Below are 19,794 nucleotides of genomic sequence, written 5' to 3'. Positions count from 1 at the left end.
TCAAGAACTACAGGTTTGACGAAAAACATCATACACATCCCCTTCAATGCAGATAACTGACCGAAAAAAGAGTACAAGAATAAAGAAGGACAGGAATAGCGAAGAATCAGTAAGTATTAAAGCGAGAATGGGAGGCCATTCTCGCTTCTGTATATCATTGAAGACTATGATCGATGCGTCGAATCGTTCGCTTGGCGTAATAACCCTTGGCTCTCAGTTAAAAAGTGTTGGGCGTAATCACCAAACCAATTTTCTACTTGATCAAAAGCTTGTGTAAAAGCCGCTTTATCTTGGCTTTCTAGCATAGTTATCGCTTCACCAAACCGTTGATGAAAGCGTTTGATCATCGCTAAATTTTGCGGCGCAGACATAATAATATCCGCATACAATTGAGCATCTTGAGCAAACAAGCGCCCTACCATGGCAAGCTCTAAGCGATAGATTGGTGAACTAAGCGAAAGTAACTGGTCTAATCGAGGGTCTTCTTCCGCAAGGTGCACACCATATACAAAGGAAGTGAAGTGACGCAGCGCTTGGATCAAGGTCATACCCTGATCATGCTCTATTGCACTGATCCGATTTAGACTCGCCCCCCAAATTTGGAATTGCTCAAGCAACCACTGGTAATGATCTGGGTTGCGCCCATCACAGTACACGATCACTTGCTTAGCCAAGCTTGGAATATCAGGGCCAAACATAGGGTGTAAACCAATCACAGGGCCTTTATGGACTTCTAGCATGGCTTGTAGCGGACCACTTTTTACTGAGGTTAAATCCGCTAAGATACAATCTGCAGGTAAGTTGCCTAGCTTGGCAATGACTTGTTCGGTTACATTAATAGGAACAGACACCACCACCATGCCAGCATCCGCTAGCATTTCATCGGCCTGATCCCACTCATCGCTACCCAGCTTACGTACTTGGTAACCCGACAATTCAAATAAACGGCAGAACAATCCCCCCAGCTGACCATGACCACCCACCACGACAATCGGGCGCAGATCAGGTTTAAGGCATTTAAAGCCAGAATCATTTTCGCTGGAGTAGGATTCACGCATGGTACGGCGCAAAATATCTTCAATCAGATCGGGTGGCACCCCTTTGCTCTCTGCTTCTTGACGACGCGACGCCAACATCGCAGCTTCACGATCAGGGGCATAAATAGGCAGTCCATGCTGACTTTTTACATGACCAACATCTTCTACTAATGACAGGCGGCGAGCGAGTAGCTCCACCATCTGGCGATCAACCTCATCGATTTGATCTCTTAATTTACTCAGTTCAGCAACCATGACTCTGCTTTCCGTACTTATTGATTACGTTCTTGTAAGAATGGGACTAACTCTTTATGCGCATGGCGTAGAAGGGATTCTGTATCTCCCCAATTAATACAGGCGTCAGTGATAGACACACCGTAAGCCATTTCCTCACGCGATAAATCCGCGCTTTGGTTACCTTCATTTATGTGGCTTTCTAACATCAAGCCTATGATGGATTTATTGCCTTCTCTGATTTGATGGATCACATCTTCCGCGACTAAAGGTTGACGACGGTAGTCTTTTCGAGAGTTAGCATGGCTACAGTCTACCATCAGGGATGGTGATAGACTCGCTGCGCTCATCTCGTTTTCACACTCTGTCACAGAAACTGAGTCGTAGTTAGTTTGCTTACCGCCACGTAAAATCACATGACCATCAGGGTTACCTTGAGTATTCAGTAGCGCAACTTGGCCTTGACGATTAATCCCCATAAAGCGGTGACCAGAAGCCGCAGCTTGCATCGCATTAATTGCCGTACCTAAACTGCCATCTGTGCCATTTTTAAAGCCAACGGGCATAGATAGACCACTCGCCATTTCACGGTGAGTTTGTGATTCAGTGGTACGTGCCCCAATTGCCGCCCAACTAAACAAATCACCAATGTACTGCGGGCTGATCGGATCCAGCGCTTCTGTTGCGAGAGGGATCCCCATTTCAACCAAATCAATCAGTAGCTGACGTGCAATGTGCAAACCTTCTTCCACTTCGAAAGAACCGTCTAAATGTGGGTCGTTAATCAAACCTTTCCAGCCTACCGTGGTGCGGGGCTTCTCAAAATACACACGCATCACGATGTAAAGCTGATCATCAAGTTGCTCTGACAGCTGCTTTAGTTTTTGGGCATACGCTTTCGCTGCATCAACATCATGGATTGAGCATGGACCACACACCACCAATAAACGGTGATCTCGCTTGTGAATAATATCCGCGATGGTTTGACGTGATTGTTGGATAAACGTAAAGGCAGATTCACTAACAGGCAGTTTTTGTTTCAGCTGATCGGGTGTGATCAATACTTGTTCGTCTTGAATATGAATATTATTTAGTTGGTCTTTTTGCATGTTGGCTTCCCTGTAAATCTGTCTAAGTCTTTTTATGCTAGCAGAATCTGCACTGCTTCATCTTGAGAGCCACATTAACAAGCCTTTTCCTTTCTTGGCAAGTGGGTGTAAAGATTATTTACCAAGTGTAATTATAAGTTTACAGCAGAATAAACATTGAGGTTATTCTGCAAAGCTGGTTACCATATTCCTAATCACCGTTATAGGCTGCCCCATGGAACTGATTTTCTCGCTTCTCCAACAACTCAGTGTGTATTTAGTTATCGCTTATTTACTGAGTAAAACCCCTTTATTCATGCCAATCACCACAATTTCAGGGCGATTATCTCAACGTTTTTCTTGCTACGTATTATTTTCTTTGTTTTGTATATTAGGCACTTACTTTGGTTTAAACATCGAAGACGCTATCGCTAACACCCGTGCAATCGGAGCGGTTATGGGGGGCTTGTTGGGGGGGCCTATTGTTGGATTTGCTGTGGGATTAACTGGCGGTATGCACCGCTATTCCATGGGTGGCTTTACCGATGTTGCTTGTGCTATTTCCACCACAATGGAAGGTGTAATGGGTGGTTTACTGCATTTATATTTAGTACGTTCTGGTCAGGTTGAGCAGCTATTTAAGCCTTTCATTGTATTCACCATTACCCTGTTTGCTGAAATTATGCAGATGTTTATTATCTTGGTTGTCGCGAAGCCTTTCGACCAAGCACTCCATTTGGTCAGTGCCATCGCTTTACCTATGGTGATTGCCAACTCGCTCGGTGCTGCACTATTTATGAGTATTATTCAGGATAGAAAAACGATCTATGAAAAATACTCAGCTGCATTTTCTAGCCGAGCCCTCAAAATTGCCCAGCGCTCAGTCGGTATTTTGAGCCAAGGCTTTAACAAAGAAACATCGAAAAAAATTGCCCAAATCGTTTATGAAGAAACTGGTGTGGGCGCTGTTGCGATTACGGATCGTGATAAGATTCTCGCGTTTATCGGCATTGGCGATGATCACCACCTGCCTGATACCCCCATTTCTTCAGGCTATACCCGTCGTGCCATTGATAACTGTGAACTGGTGTATGCCGACGGCTACGACATCCCGTACTGTTGCTCGCTGCATGAAAAATGTCGTTTAGGTTCAGCCCTAGTGATCCCGCTAATTGGTGGTAATAACGAGGTGCTGGGTACCATCAAACTGTACGAACCTAAGCGAAAGCTATTCTCCACCGTCAACCTCACCCTCGGTGAAGGCATTGCCAAACTGCTGTCGAACCAAATTTTGACTGGGCGTTATATCCAGCAACAAGCTTTATTGACCCAAGCCGAATTACGTCTGCTGCAAGCGCAAGTGAACCCGCACTTTTTGTTCAATGCCTTAAATACAATTAATGCGGTAATACGCAGAGATCCAGACAAAGCACGCGAACTTATTCAGCACTTATCGCAATTTTTCCGTCGCAATCTAAAACAAAATATTGAAACCGTGACCCTAAAAGAGGAACTGCAACATGTTCATGCTTACCTAGAAATTGAACTGGCTCGGTTTTCAGATCGTTTAACTGTACATGTGGATGTTCCCGACGCTTTACTGTCACTCAAAATACCGACATTCACCTTACAGCCTTTAGTCGAAAACGCCATCAAACACGGTACTTCGACCCTATTAGAGAATGGTATTATTCATATTCATGGCAAGGTCAACAATGAGGTTATTACACTCGTAGTCGCCGACAATGCAGGGTGCTACCAACCTGTCGGCGAAGAAAGTGGACTGGGTATGAAGATTGTCGATAAGCGGCTTAAAAATATGTTTGGCAAACAATTTGGTGTCAGTATGCAATGCCAAGCACAGGTATCCACCAAGGCGACAATTACCTTACCCGCCTCATTACTGACAAATGCCTTGGTATCAACTCAACGTACACTTTCTCAATCAACGTCGGCGGAGAATAACTCGCATGATTAAAGCACTCGTAATAGATGATGAACTATATGCCCGTGAAGAGCTGATCGATTTACTGACAGAAAGCGGTGAGATCGAGATCATTGGCGATTGTGCAAACGCGATTGAAGGGCTAAAAAAAATTAATATCCTCAAGCCCGACGTGATTTTTTTGGATATCCAAATGCCGCAGATCACGGGCATTGAAATGCTGAGCATGCTTGACCCAGAGACGATGCCGAAAGTGGTGTTTGTAACGGCTTACGATGAGTACGCGCTCAAAGCCTTTGAAGATAATGCCTTTGATTATCTGCTCAAGCCCGTTGAAAACGAACGGTTACGAAAGACCATCACCCGCCTTAAGCGTGAGTGTCTCAGCCAAGATTATTCTGCGATGACCAGCGAAATGCTAGAGCTGATCCCTTGCTGTGGCCATAACCGAATTATCTTGCTACGCCCAGATGAAATTGAAACCGCTTTTTCAGATCTATCGGGCGTGCATGTCATCACCCAAGACAACCAAGCGACGACACAACTCACACTAAAAGTGCTCGAAGAGAAAACCCCACTGATCCGTTGTCACCGCCAATACTTGATCCACCCGCAGGCAATCAGAGAAATCAAATTGCTGGAAAATGGACTCGCCGAAATCACAACTTTACATGGTTCACACGTGCCTGTGAGTCGCCGTTATCTCAAAGAACTCAAAGACAGGTACGGACTCAGTTAATCGCATTACCACATACCACTAACGCTCACCTCACTACCACTGGAGCACAAGCGTGCTCCAGCTCACACAACTAGAAATATCTTGCCACACCTAGCCAGCCACAAAAATAAACTATCAATATCAACTACTTGAAATAAAATCCATCGCTAACATCATTATTATTCATTCACATTCCTGAATTGTTGCTGACACGGTAAAAACCACTTAATGCTGCTATCAACCACTCATCATCGTATACAACCACTCACCGCTTTCCCCCGTGCATCCAAGATCCAAGTCCGTATGATGGCAGTATTAGCACTCCCCCAATAAACCACAGCGAGAAAACAAAATGACTTGGTTCTTACTCTGCGTTGCCGCACTCATAGGTGGATACTTCATCTACGGTGCATTCATTGAAAAAGTTTTTGGCATTAATGAAAATCGCCAAACACCGGCATACACCAAAACGGATGGTGTGGACTATGTGCCAATGTCGACCAAGAAAGTCTACCTTGTTCAGTTACTCAATATTGCAGGTGTAGGCCCAATCTTTGGCCCTATCATGGGGGCACTATACGGCCCTGCCGCTATGCTTTGGATTGTACTAGGCTGTATTTTCGCAGGGGCTGTGCATGACTACTTCTCAGGTATGCTGTCGGTACGTAACGGCGGAGCATCTGTACCGACACTAACTGGTCGCTACCTTGGCAACGGTGCAAAACATTTTATGAACATTTTTGCTATCGTACTGTTGCTACTTGTCGGTGTGGTTTTCGTTTCAGCACCAGCGGGTATGATCACCAACCTAGTTAACGAACAAACCAACATGGGCTTGTCGATGACAACCATGGTCGTAATTATTTTTGCTTACTACATTATCGCGACAATCGTACCTGTTGATAAAATCATTGGCCGTTTCTATCCACTTTTCGGCGCTCTACTGATCTTTATGTCTGTCGGCCTGATCACGGCAATCGCATTCTCAAGCGAGCACACCTTGCTTGGTGATTATGAAATGAGCCAAATGTTCACAAACATGAACCCAAACAATCTGCCACTGTGGCCTGCACTGTTTATTACGATTGCTTGTGGTGCCATCTCTGGTTTCCATGCAACCCAATCGCCACTCATGGCACGCTGTGTTGAAAATGAAAAGAATGGCCGCTTCGTTTTCTACGGAGCAATGATCGGTGAAGGTATTATCGCGCTGATTTGGTGTGCACTGGCTCTCTCTTTCTTTGGCTCGGTTGAATCATTAGCGGAAGCAGTGAAAAATGGTGGGCCAGGTAGCGTGGTTTACAACTCATCAATTGGTCTATTAGGCGTTGTAGGTGGTGTGGTTGCTTTCCTTGGTGTTGTTATTCTACCGATTACATCAGGTGATACCGCATTCCGCTCTAGCCGCTTAATCCTGGCTGAATACTTCAACATGGAGCAGAAAACACTGCGTAACCGCCTGCTGATGGCACTTCCTCTGTTCGTTCTCGGTGGTGTGTTGACCCAAGTTGACTTTGGCATCATCTGGCGCTACTTCGGCTTTGCTAACCAATCTACAGCCGTGATGATGCTGTGGACGGCGTCCGCTTACCTACTGCGCCATAACAAGCTGCATTGGGTTGCGACTATCCCTGCTATTTTCATGACAACCGTATGTATCACGTTCATCCTTAGCAATGCACAACTTGGTTTCGGTCTACCTATGACCTTATCAACCATTGTTGGCGTGGTAAGCAGCCTAACGATTACAGGGCTAGTCATTAAAAAATCAAAAGGTAAAGGCGAAACCGACCTTGCCGATGAAGACGATGGCAAACTAGAAACCGTTTAACCTATTGGTTCCCCCGTTCCCCTAACGATCTAAGCCAGCTTTCGAGCTGGCTTCTTTATGCCTTTAACACTCATCCATTATTACTATCATTATTTGATTAACCATACAGCTAACTGTATATTGCTCAAAATTTTCTGCTGGATCTAATCATGAACCTCCCCCGTACTTGCGGCTCGCTGGCCTTACTGGCGTGCTCGCTTATGCCTGCTACAGCTTCAGCCTACAATCAAGTTTACTTCCAAGGTGGATACTCAGAACTAAGCGTGGACGACAAACACGACAGCGGCTGGATCACCCAAGTTGGCTACTCGTATGCTCTCTCCTATTCGCTTGCGATCGAAACAGCGATCTTCTTTAACGCAAGTGGCACAGCTCCATTAACGGATGAAGACACACATAAAGAATATGTCGATTACCGTGGTGCAATTGTGGCAATGCGCGGAGAAATGCCTATCAGTAACCTGTTTTTAACTTACGGGAAAATCGGTGCAAACTATACCAGCCTGCAGTACAGCCATTGGGGAAATGGGCAACATGGTAGTGATGAGTTTGGCAGTTTTCGTCCTTATGTCGCGATAGGCCTTAAAGCACCTGTGAGCCATAACCTAATGATGAGTGGTGAAATGCAATACCTTGATATGGCAAAAGGTTTTCGGGCTAACACTTTCAGCCTTGGCCTTCATTTCATTTTCTAAATTTATACCAATGTCGCGAATAGGCTAATACCAGTCTAACTTAGTAACAGATCACTTTTGCCGATTCAAATCACTGAGAACAACAATCTACACCTTGTTCTCAGTACTTTTCCTACGCAAAACACTAAACTACCAAGTCGTCATCAGTAAAGTACTGTGCAGAAAAACAAAAAAAAGCCCACCAGAAGGTGGGCTTTTTCGATAAACGTCTTACACGTTCGATTACTTGCGAGCAAGTTTCTCTTTGATACGAGCCGCTTTACCTGAACGCTCACGTAGGTAGTACAGTTTGGCACGACGTACTAGACCACGACGCTTAACAGTAATGCTGTCAACGATTGGAGAGTGAGTTTGGAACGCACGCTCAACGCCTTCACCGTTCGAGATTTTACGAACTGTGAATGCAGAATGTAGACCACGGTTACGCTTAGCGATAACCACACCTTCGAACGCCTGTAGACGCTCACGGTCACCTTCTTTTACTTTTACTTTAACAACAACAGTGTCGCCAGGTGCAAAAGTAGGTAGGTCTTGTTTTAGTTGCTCGTCTTCGAGCTGCTTGATGATGTTACTCATTGGTGTATACCCTAGAATAAACTGATACTAAATTAATTAAATGCTTGCTCTATGTTCTCGGATAAACTCCGCGAGCAAGAATTCCTGATCGTCAGTCAGAGCTAGGTTTTCCAGGAGCTCTGGTCTTCTTAGCCAAGTACGGCCCAACGATTGTTTTAATCGCCAGCGACTAATGTCCTTGTGGTTTCCTGACAGTAATACTTTTGGTACTTCCTGCCCATCTAACGTTTCAGGACGCGTGTAATGTGGACAATCTAGCAAGCCATTTGCAAAAGAATCTTCCTCTGCTGACGCAAAGTCTCCCAGCACACCCGGAACAAACCGGACAACTGCATCAACTAACGTCATGGCAGGCAGTTCGCCCCCAGTCAGCACAAAATCCCCGATAGACCATTCTTCGTCTACCTCTTGTTGGATAATGCGCTCATCTACCCCTTCATAGCGCCCACAGATAAGAATTAAATTCTCATTCTGGGCTAACTCCTCAACACCTGCTTGATCAAGCTTACGGCCCTGAGGTGATAGGTAAATGACTTTAGCCTGACCTTCAACGGACTGTTTGGCAGCATGAATGGCATCGCGCAAAGGCTGCACCATCATTAACATACCCGGTCCGCCACCGTATGGTCGATCATCAACCGTACGATGTTTGTCATATGTAAAATCGCGGGGGTTCCACGTTTCTACTGACAAAAGGCCTTTTTTAACCGCCTGGCCTGTCACCCCATAATTGGTAATGGCATTAAACATGTCAGGGAAAAGGCTGATTATGCCTACCTTCATTTGTTCACCTATTACCGGGGATTAGAATCCAGGATCCCAGTCAACTTCGATCCGCTGAGCAGTGCGATCAATCGACTTGATGACCTGCTCATCGAGGAACGGGATTAAACGTTCCTTCTGCCCAAAAGCATCTTTTAGATTTGCCTTAACTACTAATACGTCATTTGAACCTGTTTCCAGGATGTCAGTTACCTTACCTAGGTCGTAACCTTCAGTAGTGAATACAGACATACCAAACAACTCACGCCAGTAGAATTCTTCATCCGACAGCGCAGGTAGCTGACCTGCAGGTACAGTTACTTCAGCATTCGTGAACACTTGAGCATCCTCGCGGATATCCAAACCTTCTAGCTTAGCAACCAACCCTTGGCCATGGCGTTTCCACGATTCAACGCGGAACTCTTTCCACTCGCCTTTAACTTTAATAAGCCAAGGCGCGTAAGAGAAAATGCTTTCAGATTGTTCTGTATAGGAAAAAACTTTGAGCCAACCCTTGATACCATAGGTGGCACCCAGTTTACCGACTACAATGTGGTCTTGGTTTTTTAAACTCATCGTTTCTCTTCTACCCAGATTTAAATACTAATTAAGCTGCTGCTTTCGCTGCGTCTTTGATTAGTTTAGCTGCGCGGTCAGATACTGTTGCACCTTGACCAACCCAGTGGTTTACGCGATCTAGATCAAGACGTAGACGCTCTTCTTGGCCCTTAGCAACAGGGTTGAAGAAACCGATACGTTCGATGTTACGACCGTCGCGTGCGCAACGTGAGTCAGCAACTACGATGTGATAGAAAGGACGCTTCTTAGCGCCGTGACGAGCCAAACGAATGGTAACCATATCGTCCTCTTTGCATTACTGTGAATAAAAATTGCCCCCGCTGAAACAACGGGGGCCGTGCCAAATTAAGCTCGGGAATTTTACTCTTTAAACTGACGAATGCAACTGCTTTAGCTAATTTTTCACCAGTTAACGGAAAAATCCCTATTTAATGTTTTCTTATCGACCAGGGAACATGCCGCCACCAGGCATCATGCCTTTCATCTGGCGCATCATATTCTTCATGCCACCCTTTTGCATTTTCTTCATCATTTTCTGCATTTGGGTGAACTGCTTAAGCAGACGGTTTACATCTTGTACCTGGGTACCAGAACCTGCAGCTATACGCTTCTTACGCGAACCTTTGATCAATTCAGGACGCTCACGCTCACCTTTGGTCATTGAATTGATGATTGCTTCCATCTGGTTAAACATTTTATCGTTAACCTGATCTTTCATGTTGTCAGGTAACTGAGACATGCCCGGCATTTTGTCTAGCATGCCCATCATGCCGCCCATGTTCTTCATTTGTTTTAGTTGGCTTAAGAAGTCTTCTAAGTCGAAACCTTTCTTTTCTTTAAACTTCTGCGCCAGCTTTTCAGCCTGCTCTTTATCAACATTACGCTCTAGGTCTTCGATCAGTGACAGTACATCACCCATACCAAGGATACGTGATGCCACACGATCCGGATGGAACGGTTCTAGCGCGTCGGTTTTTTCACCCACACCCAAGAACTTAACCGGTTTACCCGTAATATGACGCACAGATAACGCCGCACCACCACGCGCATCACCATCCACTTTGGTTAGGATCACACCGGTTAGCGGTAAGGTATCGTTAAAGGCTTTTGCTGTATTCGCGGCATCTTGACCTGTCATGGCATCAACCACGAACAAGGTTTCAACTGGGTTAGCAGCAGCATGGACGTCTTTAATTTCGTCCATCATCTCTTCATCGACGTGCAAACGACCAGCCGTATCGACAATCAAGACATCATAAAATTTAAGCTTAGCGTGTGCGACAGCATCATTAACAATGTCTACTGGCTTTTGATCGGCGCTAGAAGGGAAGAAATCGATGCCAATGTCAGACGCTAGGGTTTGCAACTGTTTGATCGCCGCTGGGCGATAAACATCGGCAGACACCACCAACACTTTCTTTTTATTACGCTCTTTTAAAAGCTTACCCAACTTACCGGCACTGGTTGTTTTACCCGCACCTTGCAGACCTGCCATTAAAATGACCGCAGGCGGTTGCGCTGCAAGATCTAGCTCTTCGTTAGACTCGCCCATTACCGCTTCAAGCTCAACCTGAACAATCTTAATGAACTCTTGGCCTGGTGTTAGGCTTTTAGATACTTCTGTACCTACCGCGCGCTCTTTTACACGCTTAACAAAATCACGAACAACCGGAAGCGCAACGTCCGCTTCAAGTAACGCCATACGTACTTCACGTAGCGTATCTTTGATATTGTCGTCGGTCAGACGGCCACGGCCGCTGATATTTTTAAGCGTTTTGGATAAACGCTCCGATAAATTCTCGAACATGTGCTACTCGCTCGTTTCGCAACAAAACTCTTTATACCCACAGAAAGATTAACAATTTAAACGTTAATTCTGCTCTCAAATGGACATAATTCTAATAAATTACCGCTAGTATACCGCAATCCTGCGCCTGCTTTCATGTAGCAATGGCGACTCTGTGTTCAGCAAGGTATAATTGCGACCTCTAACCATCATAGATAGTTACGCGTTTACTATGGATATGTTGATTGCCATTATGGCAGCTTGCTTCTATTTACTGGCTTTAGGCCTTGTTATTCCTGGCCTAACCAACAGTGATGGCATAAAAACCAAACCTGTTTTTATTGCTGCTTTGGCGGCAATAACCTTACATATCTTACTATTAAAAGATTTAATTCTCGGTGGTGTCGGCCAGAATCTGAGTATTCTGAACGTTGCTTCGCTGATCAGCTTCATGATCGCGACCCTTACCACCTTCGCCACGCTAAAAATGCGCGTGTGGTTTCTGCTGCCTGTCGTTTACAGCTTTGCTGCGATTAACTTAACAGCCGCTACCTTATTACCGGGCTCTTTTATTACCCATTTAGAAGGCCACCCGCAAGTTTTACTGCATATTTCTCTAGCCTTGTTCTCATATTCGACCCTAATGATCGCCACTTTGTATGCGATTCAGTTAGCCTGGCTCGATCACAAGCTAAAAACAAAGAAGAGTTTGCTGATAAATCCAAACATCCCTCCTTTAATGATGGTCGAACGTCAGCTTTTCAAGATCATTTTAGTGGGTAATACTCTTCTGACGATTACCTTAATCACTGGCTTTATCTTTATTCACGATATGCTAGTGCAAGGTAAAATGCATAAAGCCTTGTTATCACTGATGGCTTGGGGTGTTTACAGTACACTTTTATGGGGACATTTCCATAAAGGGTGGCGTGGTCGCCGCGTCGTTTGGTTCAGTCTAGTCGGGGCGTTCTTACTCACCCTTGCTTACTTTGGTAGTCGTTTCGTCAAGGAGATCATTATCGGCGGTTAATAAAACACCACTTTGATCATTGACACTCAATCTCAATCGCGTAGAACTATATTTATTACGTTGATCCACACAATCGTTATCGTTAAAGGACAGTTTTTTGGACGACATATCCACGGGAGTATTATTCTCCCTTCTGGTATTACTACTCGTCATTTCCGGTTATTTCTCCGGTTCTGAAACAGGCATGATGTCTCTCAACCGCTATAAGTTGAGGCACCTTGCAAACCAAGGCCACCGCGGGGCTAAGCGTGTTGAAAAGCTGCTTTCTCGCCCAGACCGTTTGATCGGCCTGATTCTGATCGGCAATAACCTTGTTAACATTCTCGCCTCTGCTATTGCGACAATTATCGGTATGCGCCTTTATGGTGATCTCGGTGTTGCTATCGCGACAGGTGCCCTCACCTTAGTAGTGTTGGTTTTCGCTGAAGTCACCCCAAAAACCTTGGCAGCGATTTACCCTGAACGCGTTTCATACGCGAGTAGTATTTTACTCAACCTACTAATGAAGCTGCTCTACCCATTAGTATGGTTCGTCAACGGCATTACCAACACTTTCTTACGTATCCTGGGCTTGAAAGTCGACAGCATGAACGACTCAAAACTCAGTTCAGAAGAATTACGTACCGTGGTAGATGAAGCTGGCGGCTTGATCCCTCGCCGTCACCAAGACATGCTGATTTCTATTCTAGATTTAGAAAATGTCACGGTTGAAGATTTGATGGTACCGCGCAATGAAATCGCGGCGATAAATATCAATGATGATTGGAAATCGATTGTGCGTCAGCTGAGTCACTCAGCGCATGGCCGCATTGTCTTATTCCGCGACACCATCGATGAAGTGGTTGGCATGCTACGGGTACGCGAAGCCTACCGTTTGATGATGGATAAAAACGAATTCAGTAAAGAAGTACTACTACGAGCAGCCGATGAAGTGTACTTCATTCCAGAAGGAACACCGCTGAACATTCAATTATTGAAATTCCAGCGCAATAAAGAGCGCATCGGCCTGATTGTCGATGAATACGGTGATATCCAAGGTTTGATCACGCTTGAAGACATTCTGGAAGAGATCGTAGGGGAGTTTACTACCTCGATTGCACCAACATTGGCTGAAGAAGTGACACCACAATCCGATGGTAGCTTGATCATTGAAGGCAGTGCGAATATCCGCGACCTCAATAAGAGCTTGAAGTGGGATTTACCCACCGATGGCCCTCGAACCTTAAACGGCTTGATCTTAGAACACCTCGAAGATATTCCTGATGCACAAGTCAGTATCCAAATCGATCGTTACCAAATGGAAATTGTCGAAGTCTCAGAGAACATGATTAAACTGGTAAAAGTGCTGCCAAGCCAGCTACAAAAAACGGGGTAATCTCCTTTAACTTCGCAAGATACAGCCGCAAAAAAGCCGACATGACGTCGGCTTTTTTTATTGGGTAACTGTCTTATATTATAGCTAAACGATTCAAACTACTTGACGCTTAGCTCATTGAGTAAACCCTGCGGTAATGCCAAATCATCGTTTTTATTCACATCGACACCTTGTTCAATAATACTCTTCGCGATCTGTTTGGCTTCGTCAAGCGAGTGCATGTTATAGGTACCGCATTGGTACTCATTGAGTTCAGGGATCTTCTCTTGCGATTCCACGGTCAACACATCTGCCATCGCTGCTGTCCAGCTTGCACCGACTTCGGCTTCTGTTGGCGTGCCAATCAAACTCATGTAGAACCCTGTACGGCATCCCATCGGTGAGATATCAATAATCTCAACACTGTCAGAGTTCAAATGATCACGCATAAACCCAGCGAACAAGTGCTCTAAAGTATGAATACCACGTTCTGTTAAAATTTCAGCATTGGGACGACAAAAACGCAGATCGAATACCGTAATCGTATCGCCCTTCGGGGTCGTCATCGTTTTCGCTACACGCACTGCAGGCGCGTGCATACGGGTGTGGTCAACGGTAAAACTGTCTAATAATGGCATTAATTCCTTCTCCTTTGCCTCGCTTGTACCTTTAATAGTACTCAACGTTTACGGCACTGTGTGATACCAAGCTAACTCAAATTGGTATTAAGTGCCGAAGTCAATCCTATTCAACGGCTGTTAGAACGACCACCAGCTACGATTATCATCTAACTCAGCCTTACACTGCTTAAGTTGCCAGCCATAGTTTTTGGCTTGTTGCTCAACTTTGCGCGAAATTTTCATCAGGGTCGGCTTACCTTTATAACTGCCACGTTTAAAGCCACCACGTCCTTCGTGATAAGCCAAATACTGGTTATACGCATCCCACTTTGAAACACCTAGCTGTCTGTTGGTCTCGCTGGTATACCAGCCAACAAATTGTAAGGCATCACCAAAATCGGTGCGAGAGCCGCCGTTGCGAGTCGCTTTTTGGTAATCAGACCATGCTGGATCTTGAGCTTGTGCATAACCATAAGCACTACTGACACGCCCCCATGGAATAAAACCTAATATATAGTCTTTAGGCGGGCGAGCATCGTGGCGAAAACTGCTTTCTTGTTTAATGAATGCCATTGCTACATGAATAGGGGTTCCCCAATCTTGCTGCATATCGATAGCATCTTCATACCAATCTGGGTTTTCACGGAAAATATTACACACATTGGATTGGTCTTTAGGCGGTGGCGTGGCGCAGCCTGTTAATAAGGCAAACACGCTAAAAAGCGAGAAAAGGCGCACTACCGAAAACATATTCTTACTCATTGGGAACTAAATGCACTCATGAAAGTCAGAATAAATGACTGGCAGTAAAACTGTCGTCATCCCTGCGAAATTGTTTTTTCTAGGCGGCAAGGTAGCCGCCTATTTTTTTGCCTGTCGTTTATCCATTAACAGGTTGGTTTACGATACTTAGATGGAACAAGCCATTACTTTAAATCAGCAAAGTAATCCGATAAGAAAGCATCCAAAGACTGAGTATCACTCTCTTCTATCGCTTTTTGCTTCTCTATCGACGCTGCTGCTTCTTGTTCAAACTCTTGCTGCGAATAAAACGCATAGCTACGTTGTTGTAACTGCTCGGCATGTTGTTGAGCCAATGATGCCCCAACATTTCCAATCCCTTCTTGCGCTTCAATCAATTTTAACATTTGTGCTGACAGTGTTAATTCTGGGTTGTTGATCCACTCAAGCAACTCTCGGCACGTTTGCTGGTAGCTATCATTGCCTGCCGCTTTATCCATGGCAATAGCAACTTCTTCTAGCTCAGCAAACACACGCTGGCCCCATGCTTGTACTGATAGGCGCTCACCATTACAACCAATCTTCAACATCAGATCAGGGTTACGACCATCAACCACAACGCGGTTCCAATTATCACGCCAGCATTCTAACTCGGCATCGTCCATTACTGCCGAAGGCGTTAATACTGCCCACGTTAGGAATAAATCTAGGAAACGTACTTGTTGTTCGGTGATACCAATCGGGCTAAATGGGTTCACATCTAGCGAACGAACTTCAATGTACTCCACCCCACCTCGGCTTAATGCTTCTGAGGGCTTTTCACCATCACGTGCAACACGTTTAGGGCGAATTGGGGCATACAGTTCATTTTCAATTTGTAGTACGTTGCTATTCAGCTGACGGTATTCTCCATCTACTTTCACACCAATATCAGCAAATTCAGCCGATGGTGTACGGATAGCTTTTTGTAAACCATCCACATACTGCTCAATGCTATTAAAACCAATTTTAAGCACACTTTGAGCGTTATTGGTGTAACCCAAATCGCTCAAACGTAATGCAGTAGCATTCGGTAGAAAATAGGTACCACAGCCTGTTTTCTTGAACTCTTGCTGAGTATCCGTGCTTTCTTTGATGAATGAGCCACATAACGCAGGCGAGGCACCAAACAAATACGGAATTAACCAACCAAAGCGGTAATAGTTACGGATAAGACCAAAATAGGCATCAGAGACTGAGGCTTGACGTTCCGCTTGTGATTGCTCACCAAACAGTTGCTCCCAAAACTCATCAGGGAACGAAAAGTTAAAGTGCACGCCTGAAATCACCTGCATCATGCTGCCATAGCGGTTTTTCAGCCCTTGACGATACAAAGTTTTCATTTGGCCGGAGTTTGATGAACCGTACTGAGCTAAAACAATATCATCTTCGCTGCCCACGAAACACGGCATCGACATAGGCCACAGCTTCTCATCACCCAACTGGGTGTAAGTGAACTGGTGGATATCACTAAGCTGCGACAAGAGATCACCGATATCACGCGAAACTGGCGTGATAAACTCAAGCAAAGATTCGGCGTAATCCGTCGTCACCCACTTGTTAGTCAGCGCAGAGCCTAATCCCGCAGGATGATACGCACTAGAAAGTTTTCCCTGTGGCGCAATACGCAATGCTTCGCGTTCTAAGCCACGGCCAATGCGAGTCAATGCGTCTGGATTTGCGGCAAGTTGCTGCAACCGTTGTGAAAAATCCATCAAAGCTGTTCTCATTTTTGATCTTATGTATAACAAACAAGGGTAATCATTATTATTGACGATTGCCACGATTATTCTGGCGTAATCTTGGTGAAACAATATTACTGTCCAGCAATAATCGTGACTTTATGACATTAATCTCAAGCGCAAAAACGCAGAGTTATTTCATTGTCGTCAATTCTTTTACTGGGATCGCTAGCGTTTCCAGCTGTGGTTTCAAGCTCTTCGCATCACCGACGATGATGATTTGATAATCTTCAGGCTTAAACCATTTTGTCGCGAGAGCATTAAGCTCTTGCTGTGTGATCGATGCTGCAATCTTATTTCTCTCACTGACATAATCTTTTGACAGTGAATACGTCAGCATTTGACCTAACAACTGGGCTTTTTTCGCGGGCGTCTCATAACTTAGCGCATCTTTCTGACCAACAGCTAAGCGCATAAATGCCAACTCTTTCTCTGTAATGCCGTCTTTGCTGATTTTATCTAGCTCGGCCAGAAACTCTTTCAACGCAGGCAAGCTTGCATTGGCACGCACCTGTGCATAGAACACAGACAGACCCACTTCTCGGCCACCACTTTGATACCCGCCAGCCCCATAGGTATAGCCTTTATCTTCACGTAAATTTAAATTGATACGGCTGTTGAAATTACCCGCTAGGTTAAAGTTAGCCAACTGGGTTTCATAAAGCTCACCTGTCGCATCAAACGGGAGACCTTGACGCACCAAGCGGATCACAGTTTGTGGGGCACCTGGCTTATCCACCAGCCAAATGGCTTGTTTCCCTAAACTTGGTAGTGTGAAATCTGATAGCTTAGGTTCAGGTTGCCCTTGCCACTTCGCCAAGAAATCTAAATTCTTAGTCAGCGTCGCTTGTTTAACATCACCAACAACCACTAGATCAGCACCATTAGGCGTGTAGAAATTGTGGTAGAAGGCTTTCACATCCGCCAAGGTTAACCCTTCCAGCGATGCTTTAGTGCCTTCACTTGGCTGGCTCATTGGCGTGTTTTTAAATAACACTTCACGGGTAGCTTGCGCGGCTAACCAATTCGGGCGCTGATGTTCGTACACAGCACCTTCAATAGCTTGGGCTTTCAAACGGGTAAAGTCTTGCTCACTGAAGGCAGGGCTAAACAACTTCTCTTGTAAAATAGCTAAAGTCGCAGGTAAATTTTTCGCCAGTGCCGTCACTGAGACGGTTGTCGTATACATGCCACTATTAAAGCTCACCGTACTGCCTAACACATCCAACTTCGATGATAGCGCTTCCGCACTAGATTGTGTGGTCGCTTCTCCCATCATCGCCGCGGTGAGAGCCGCTATCCCTTCTTTACCTTGTGGCTCAAAACGACGCCCTGCGGGTAGCATCAATTGAATTTCTACCGTTGGGGTTTCTTGATATTTAGTACCGAGTACCTTGATACCATTCGCTAAAGTAAACTCATACACATCCGGGAGTTTGGCTTCGACAGGCTTAGCAGGTTGAGGCATGATAGAGCGATCGAAATCATCCACAGGCTCACGTAACACCAGATCTTGCTCGGTAATTTTCTTATGTTCAGGCAACACTCGCTCTGCTGGTGTGTAATTAGGCTTGGCCGCTTGTAGTTCGGTTTTACCTTTTGGCACCACACTCAAGGTGACACTCGGATTACCGTTCAAGTAGCGCATGTAAGCCTGCTCCATGCTTTTCGTGGTGACAGCACGTAGGTTCCCCAGCTCTTGCTGCAAGTAGTTAGGATCGCCAAAAAAGGTTTCGTATGCCGCTAGCTGTGACACTTTACCGCTGACACTTTGTAAGCCAAAAATAGCATTGGCTTCTACCATGCCTTTTAACTCACTCAGCTCTTTTTCGCTAACGCCACGCTGCTCTAGTCCATCCAACACCGATGTGACTTCTTGACGAATCGCTTTCAAGTTACCCTTATCACCACTCTGCCCCATGGCATACACATACATAGTACAAGCCAGCTCTGCACAATCATGGAATGCACCAGCATCAACTACTTTGCCTGGTTTCACTAAATTCTGATAAAGCAGGCTATTTTTACCGCCACCAATCACTTTCGCCAGCATATCGAGCGATGCTTCATCTTTTGCGCCATTGTACGCAGTTGGCCACGCCATCATTAACATAGGTTGCTGAATTTTGTCTTCCAGCGTAATGAAACGATCACTGTCGATTTTGACTGGCCACTTGTCGGCTTTTTTAACTTCAGGACCACGCGGAATAGAACCAAAATATTTATTGATCCATGTTAGCGTCTGCGCCACATCAATATCCCCCCCTATGGTTAAGGTGGCATTATTGGGGCCATACCAGCGTAAGAAGAAGGCTTTCAAATCGTTAACATCGACACGGTTCAAATCTTCGATATAACCGATCGTTTGCCATGAATAAGGGTGCTCACGAGGATAAAGTGCTTCGCCAAGGCGCTCGTACATTAAGCCATATGGGCGATTTTCATAATTTTGTGCCCGTTCGTTTTTCACCGTATCGCGTTGAATTTCAAACTTACGTTGCGATACAGCCCCCAGTAAGAAGCCCATGCGATCAGACTCTAACCACAGCATTTTTTCCAGCTGATTAGCAGGAACAGTTTCAAAATAGTTTGTCCGGTCACGATTAGTGGTACCGTTTAGCGAACCTCCCGCTTCAGTGATCAAACGGAAGTGTTCTTGATCACCCACGTTTTCAGATCCCTGAAACATCATATGCTCAAAGAAATGAGCAAAACCTGATTTATCGGCCTCTTCACGTGCCGAGCCGACATGGTACGTCACATCAACATGCACCAAAGGATCGGAGCTATCTTGGTGCAAAACCACGGTTAAGCCATTATCGAGAACATACTTGCTAAAAGGGATCACAGGCTCATTCGGATCCGTTACCCCCACCTGTTCAACCAAACGAATGCCATCAGGAAGCGCAGCTGTCGCAGCCACTGAAGACGAAGAGACAGCAGCATACGCTGCATGAGAAGGGGCACCTGCCAGTGACAGCAGCGCCGCACTTAATAACCACTTTTGCACAAAAGAC

The 19,794-nt window shown here is 45.3% G+C and carries 17 protein-coding genes; 6 read left to right on the top strand and 11 right to left on the bottom strand.

The features are described 5' to 3' along the window. Positions 1–164: 164 nt before the first annotated feature. Positions 165–1,292 carry a bifunctional chorismate mutase/prephenate dehydrogenase gene (gene tyrA, locus OCU77_RS02985; protein WP_107303056.1) on the bottom strand — a complete coding sequence of 376 codons (1,128 nt, stop codon included), beginning with the start codon at positions 1,290–1,292 and terminating at the stop codon, positions 165–167. 17 nt (positions 1,293–1,309) lie between these two features. Continuing rightward, positions 1,310–2,380: a 3-deoxy-7-phosphoheptulonate synthase gene (locus tag OCU77_RS02980; protein WP_048900820.1), complete on the bottom strand. Its 1,071-nt coding sequence runs from the start codon at positions 2,378–2,380 to the stop codon at positions 1,310–1,312. Between the two features lie 214 nt (positions 2,381–2,594). Between OCU77_RS02980 and OCU77_RS02975 the strand changes: the two genes are divergently transcribed. The 4 genes from OCU77_RS02975 to OCU77_RS02960 all read left to right on the top strand — a co-directional run bounded on the left by OCU77_RS02975 (position 2,595) and on the right by OCU77_RS02960 (position 7,548). Beyond that, the gene (locus tag OCU77_RS02975; protein WP_107303057.1) at positions 2,595–4,337 is read left to right on the top strand and encodes a sensor histidine kinase; all 1,743 of its coding nucleotides are present in this window, start codon (positions 2,595–2,597) and stop codon (positions 4,335–4,337) included. Continuing rightward, complete coding sequence (btsR, locus tag OCU77_RS02970; protein ID WP_048900821.1) at positions 4,330–5,043, top strand: two-component system response regulator BtsR; 714 nt, start codon at positions 4,330–4,332, stop codon at positions 5,041–5,043. The genes OCU77_RS02975 and btsR overlap by 8 nt, the downstream gene beginning before the upstream one ends. A 331-nt stretch (positions 5,044–5,374) precedes the next feature. Next, the gene (locus OCU77_RS02965) at positions 5,375–6,853 is read left to right on the top strand and encodes a carbon starvation CstA family protein (RefSeq protein ID WP_048900822.1); all 1,479 of its coding nucleotides are present in this window, start codon (positions 5,375–5,377) and stop codon (positions 6,851–6,853) included. A gap of 200 nt (positions 6,854–7,053) precedes the next feature. Continuing rightward, complete coding sequence (locus tag OCU77_RS02960) at positions 7,054–7,548, top strand: outer membrane beta-barrel protein (protein ID WP_048900823.1); 495 nt, start codon at positions 7,054–7,056, stop codon at positions 7,546–7,548. A 222-nt stretch (positions 7,549–7,770) separates the two neighbouring features. Here OCU77_RS02960 and rplS read toward each other — a convergent pair whose 3' ends face one another. The 5 genes from rplS to ffh form a co-directional block, all read right to left on the bottom strand. Then, the gene (gene rplS / locus OCU77_RS02955) at positions 7,771–8,124 is read right to left on the bottom strand and encodes a 50S ribosomal protein L19 (protein WP_048900824.1); all 354 of its coding nucleotides are present in this window, start codon (positions 8,122–8,124) and stop codon (positions 7,771–7,773) included. A gap of 36 nt (positions 8,125–8,160) precedes the next feature. Beyond that, positions 8,161–8,907, bottom strand: a complete 747-nt coding sequence (gene trmD / locus OCU77_RS02950; protein WP_048900825.1) for a tRNA (guanosine(37)-N1)-methyltransferase TrmD — start codon at positions 8,905–8,907, stop codon at positions 8,161–8,163. Positions 8,908–8,928: 21 nt separating this feature from the next. Further along, positions 8,929–9,462 (bottom strand): ribosome maturation factor RimM, encoded by a 534-nt coding sequence (gene rimM / locus OCU77_RS02945; protein ID WP_048900826.1) that lies wholly within the window; start codon positions 9,460–9,462, stop codon positions 8,929–8,931. A 31-nt stretch (positions 9,463–9,493) separates the two neighbouring features. Beyond that, a complete protein-coding gene (rpsP, locus tag OCU77_RS02940; RefSeq protein ID WP_048900827.1) occupies positions 9,494–9,745 on the bottom strand; it encodes a 30S ribosomal protein S16 in 252 nt (83 codons plus the stop codon). 159 nt (positions 9,746–9,904) lie between these two features. Continuing rightward, positions 9,905–11,272 (bottom strand): signal recognition particle protein, encoded by a 1,368-nt coding sequence (gene ffh / locus OCU77_RS02935; RefSeq protein WP_048900828.1) that lies wholly within the window; start codon positions 11,270–11,272, stop codon positions 9,905–9,907. A 211-nt stretch (positions 11,273–11,483) separates the two neighbouring features. Here ffh and OCU77_RS02930 point away from each other — a divergent pair, with 211 nt between their 5' ends. Beyond that, positions 11,484–12,281: a cytochrome C assembly family protein gene (locus tag OCU77_RS02930; RefSeq protein ID WP_048900829.1), complete on the top strand. Its 798-nt coding sequence runs from the start codon at positions 11,484–11,486 to the stop codon at positions 12,279–12,281. Positions 12,282–12,378: 97 nt separating this feature from the next. Continuing rightward, positions 12,379–13,656, top strand: coding sequence for an HlyC/CorC family transporter (locus tag OCU77_RS02925; protein ID WP_048900830.1), 1,278 nt, complete (start codon positions 12,379–12,381; stop codon positions 13,654–13,656). Between the two features lie 98 nt (positions 13,657–13,754). On the opposite strand, the gene luxS is transcribed toward OCU77_RS02925, so the two are convergent. From luxS to OCU77_RS02905, 4 genes are all read right to left on the bottom strand, one after another. Then, positions 13,755–14,273 carry an S-ribosylhomocysteine lyase gene (gene luxS, locus OCU77_RS02920; protein ID WP_048900831.1) on the bottom strand — a complete coding sequence of 173 codons (519 nt, stop codon included), beginning with the start codon at positions 14,271–14,273 and terminating at the stop codon, positions 13,755–13,757. 120 nt (positions 14,274–14,393) lie between these two features. Then, on the bottom strand, positions 14,394–15,005 hold the full coding sequence (locus OCU77_RS02915; RefSeq protein WP_048900832.1) for a transglycosylase SLT domain-containing protein: 612 nt from the start codon (positions 15,003–15,005) through the stop codon (positions 14,394–14,396). 176 nt (positions 15,006–15,181) lie between these two features. After that, complete coding sequence (gene gshA, locus OCU77_RS02910; protein ID WP_193391682.1) at positions 15,182–16,753, bottom strand: glutamate--cysteine ligase; 1,572 nt, start codon at positions 16,751–16,753, stop codon at positions 15,182–15,184. A 157-nt stretch (positions 16,754–16,910) separates the two neighbouring features. Further along, positions 16,911–19,787 (bottom strand): M16 family metallopeptidase, encoded by a 2,877-nt coding sequence (locus OCU77_RS02905; RefSeq protein WP_048900834.1) that lies wholly within the window; start codon positions 19,785–19,787, stop codon positions 16,911–16,913. Positions 19,788–19,794 lie beyond the last annotated feature (7 nt).

This window comes from Photobacterium swingsii, assembly GCF_024346715.1.
Classification (GTDB): Bacteria; Pseudomonadota; Gammaproteobacteria; order Enterobacterales; family Vibrionaceae; genus Photobacterium; species Photobacterium swingsii.
Note: the sequence above shows the minus strand (reverse complement) of the source record. Positions and strands in the feature narration are given on the sequence as shown.

Excerpts from the sequence above, each read along its gene's own strand:
- tyrA (WP_107303056.1), bottom strand. The coding sequence starts at position 1,292 with ATGGTTGCTGAACTGAGTAAATTAAGAGATCAAATCGATGAGGTTGAT.
- OCU77_RS02980 (WP_048900820.1), bottom strand. The coding sequence starts at position 2,380 with ATGCAAAAAGACCAACTAAATAATATTCATATTCAAGACGAACAAGTA.
- OCU77_RS02975 (WP_107303057.1), top strand. The coding sequence starts at position 2,595 with ATGGAACTGATTTTCTCGCTTCTCCAACAACTCAGTGTGTATTTAGTT.
- btsR (WP_048900821.1), top strand. The coding sequence starts at position 4,330 with ATGATTAAAGCACTCGTAATAGATGATGAACTATATGCCCGTGAAGAG.
- OCU77_RS02965 (WP_048900822.1), top strand. The coding sequence starts at position 5,375 with ATGACTTGGTTCTTACTCTGCGTTGCCGCACTCATAGGTGGATACTTC.
- OCU77_RS02960 (WP_048900823.1), top strand. The coding sequence starts at position 7,054 with ATGCCTGCTACAGCTTCAGCCTACAATCAAGTTTACTTCCAAGGTGGA.
- rplS (WP_048900824.1), bottom strand. The coding sequence starts at position 8,124 with ATGAGTAACATCATCAAGCAGCTCGAAGACGAGCAACTAAAACAAGAC.
- trmD (WP_048900825.1), bottom strand. The coding sequence starts at position 8,907 with ATGAAGGTAGGCATAATCAGCCTTTTCCCTGACATGTTTAATGCCATT.
- rimM (WP_048900826.1), bottom strand. The coding sequence starts at position 9,462 with ATGAGTTTAAAAAACCAAGACCACATTGTAGTCGGTAAACTGGGTGCC.
- rpsP (WP_048900827.1), bottom strand. The coding sequence starts at position 9,745 with ATGGTTACCATTCGTTTGGCTCGTCACGGCGCTAAGAAGCGTCCTTTC.
- ffh (WP_048900828.1), bottom strand. The coding sequence starts at position 11,272 with ATGTTCGAGAATTTATCGGAGCGTTTATCCAAAACGCTTAAAAATATC.
- OCU77_RS02930 (WP_048900829.1), top strand. The coding sequence starts at position 11,484 with ATGGATATGTTGATTGCCATTATGGCAGCTTGCTTCTATTTACTGGCT.
- luxS (WP_048900831.1), bottom strand. The coding sequence starts at position 14,273 with ATGCCATTATTAGACAGTTTTACCGTTGACCACACCCGTATGCACGCG.
- OCU77_RS02915 (WP_048900832.1), bottom strand. The coding sequence starts at position 15,005 with ATGTTTTCGGTAGTGCGCCTTTTCTCGCTTTTTAGCGTGTTTGCCTTA.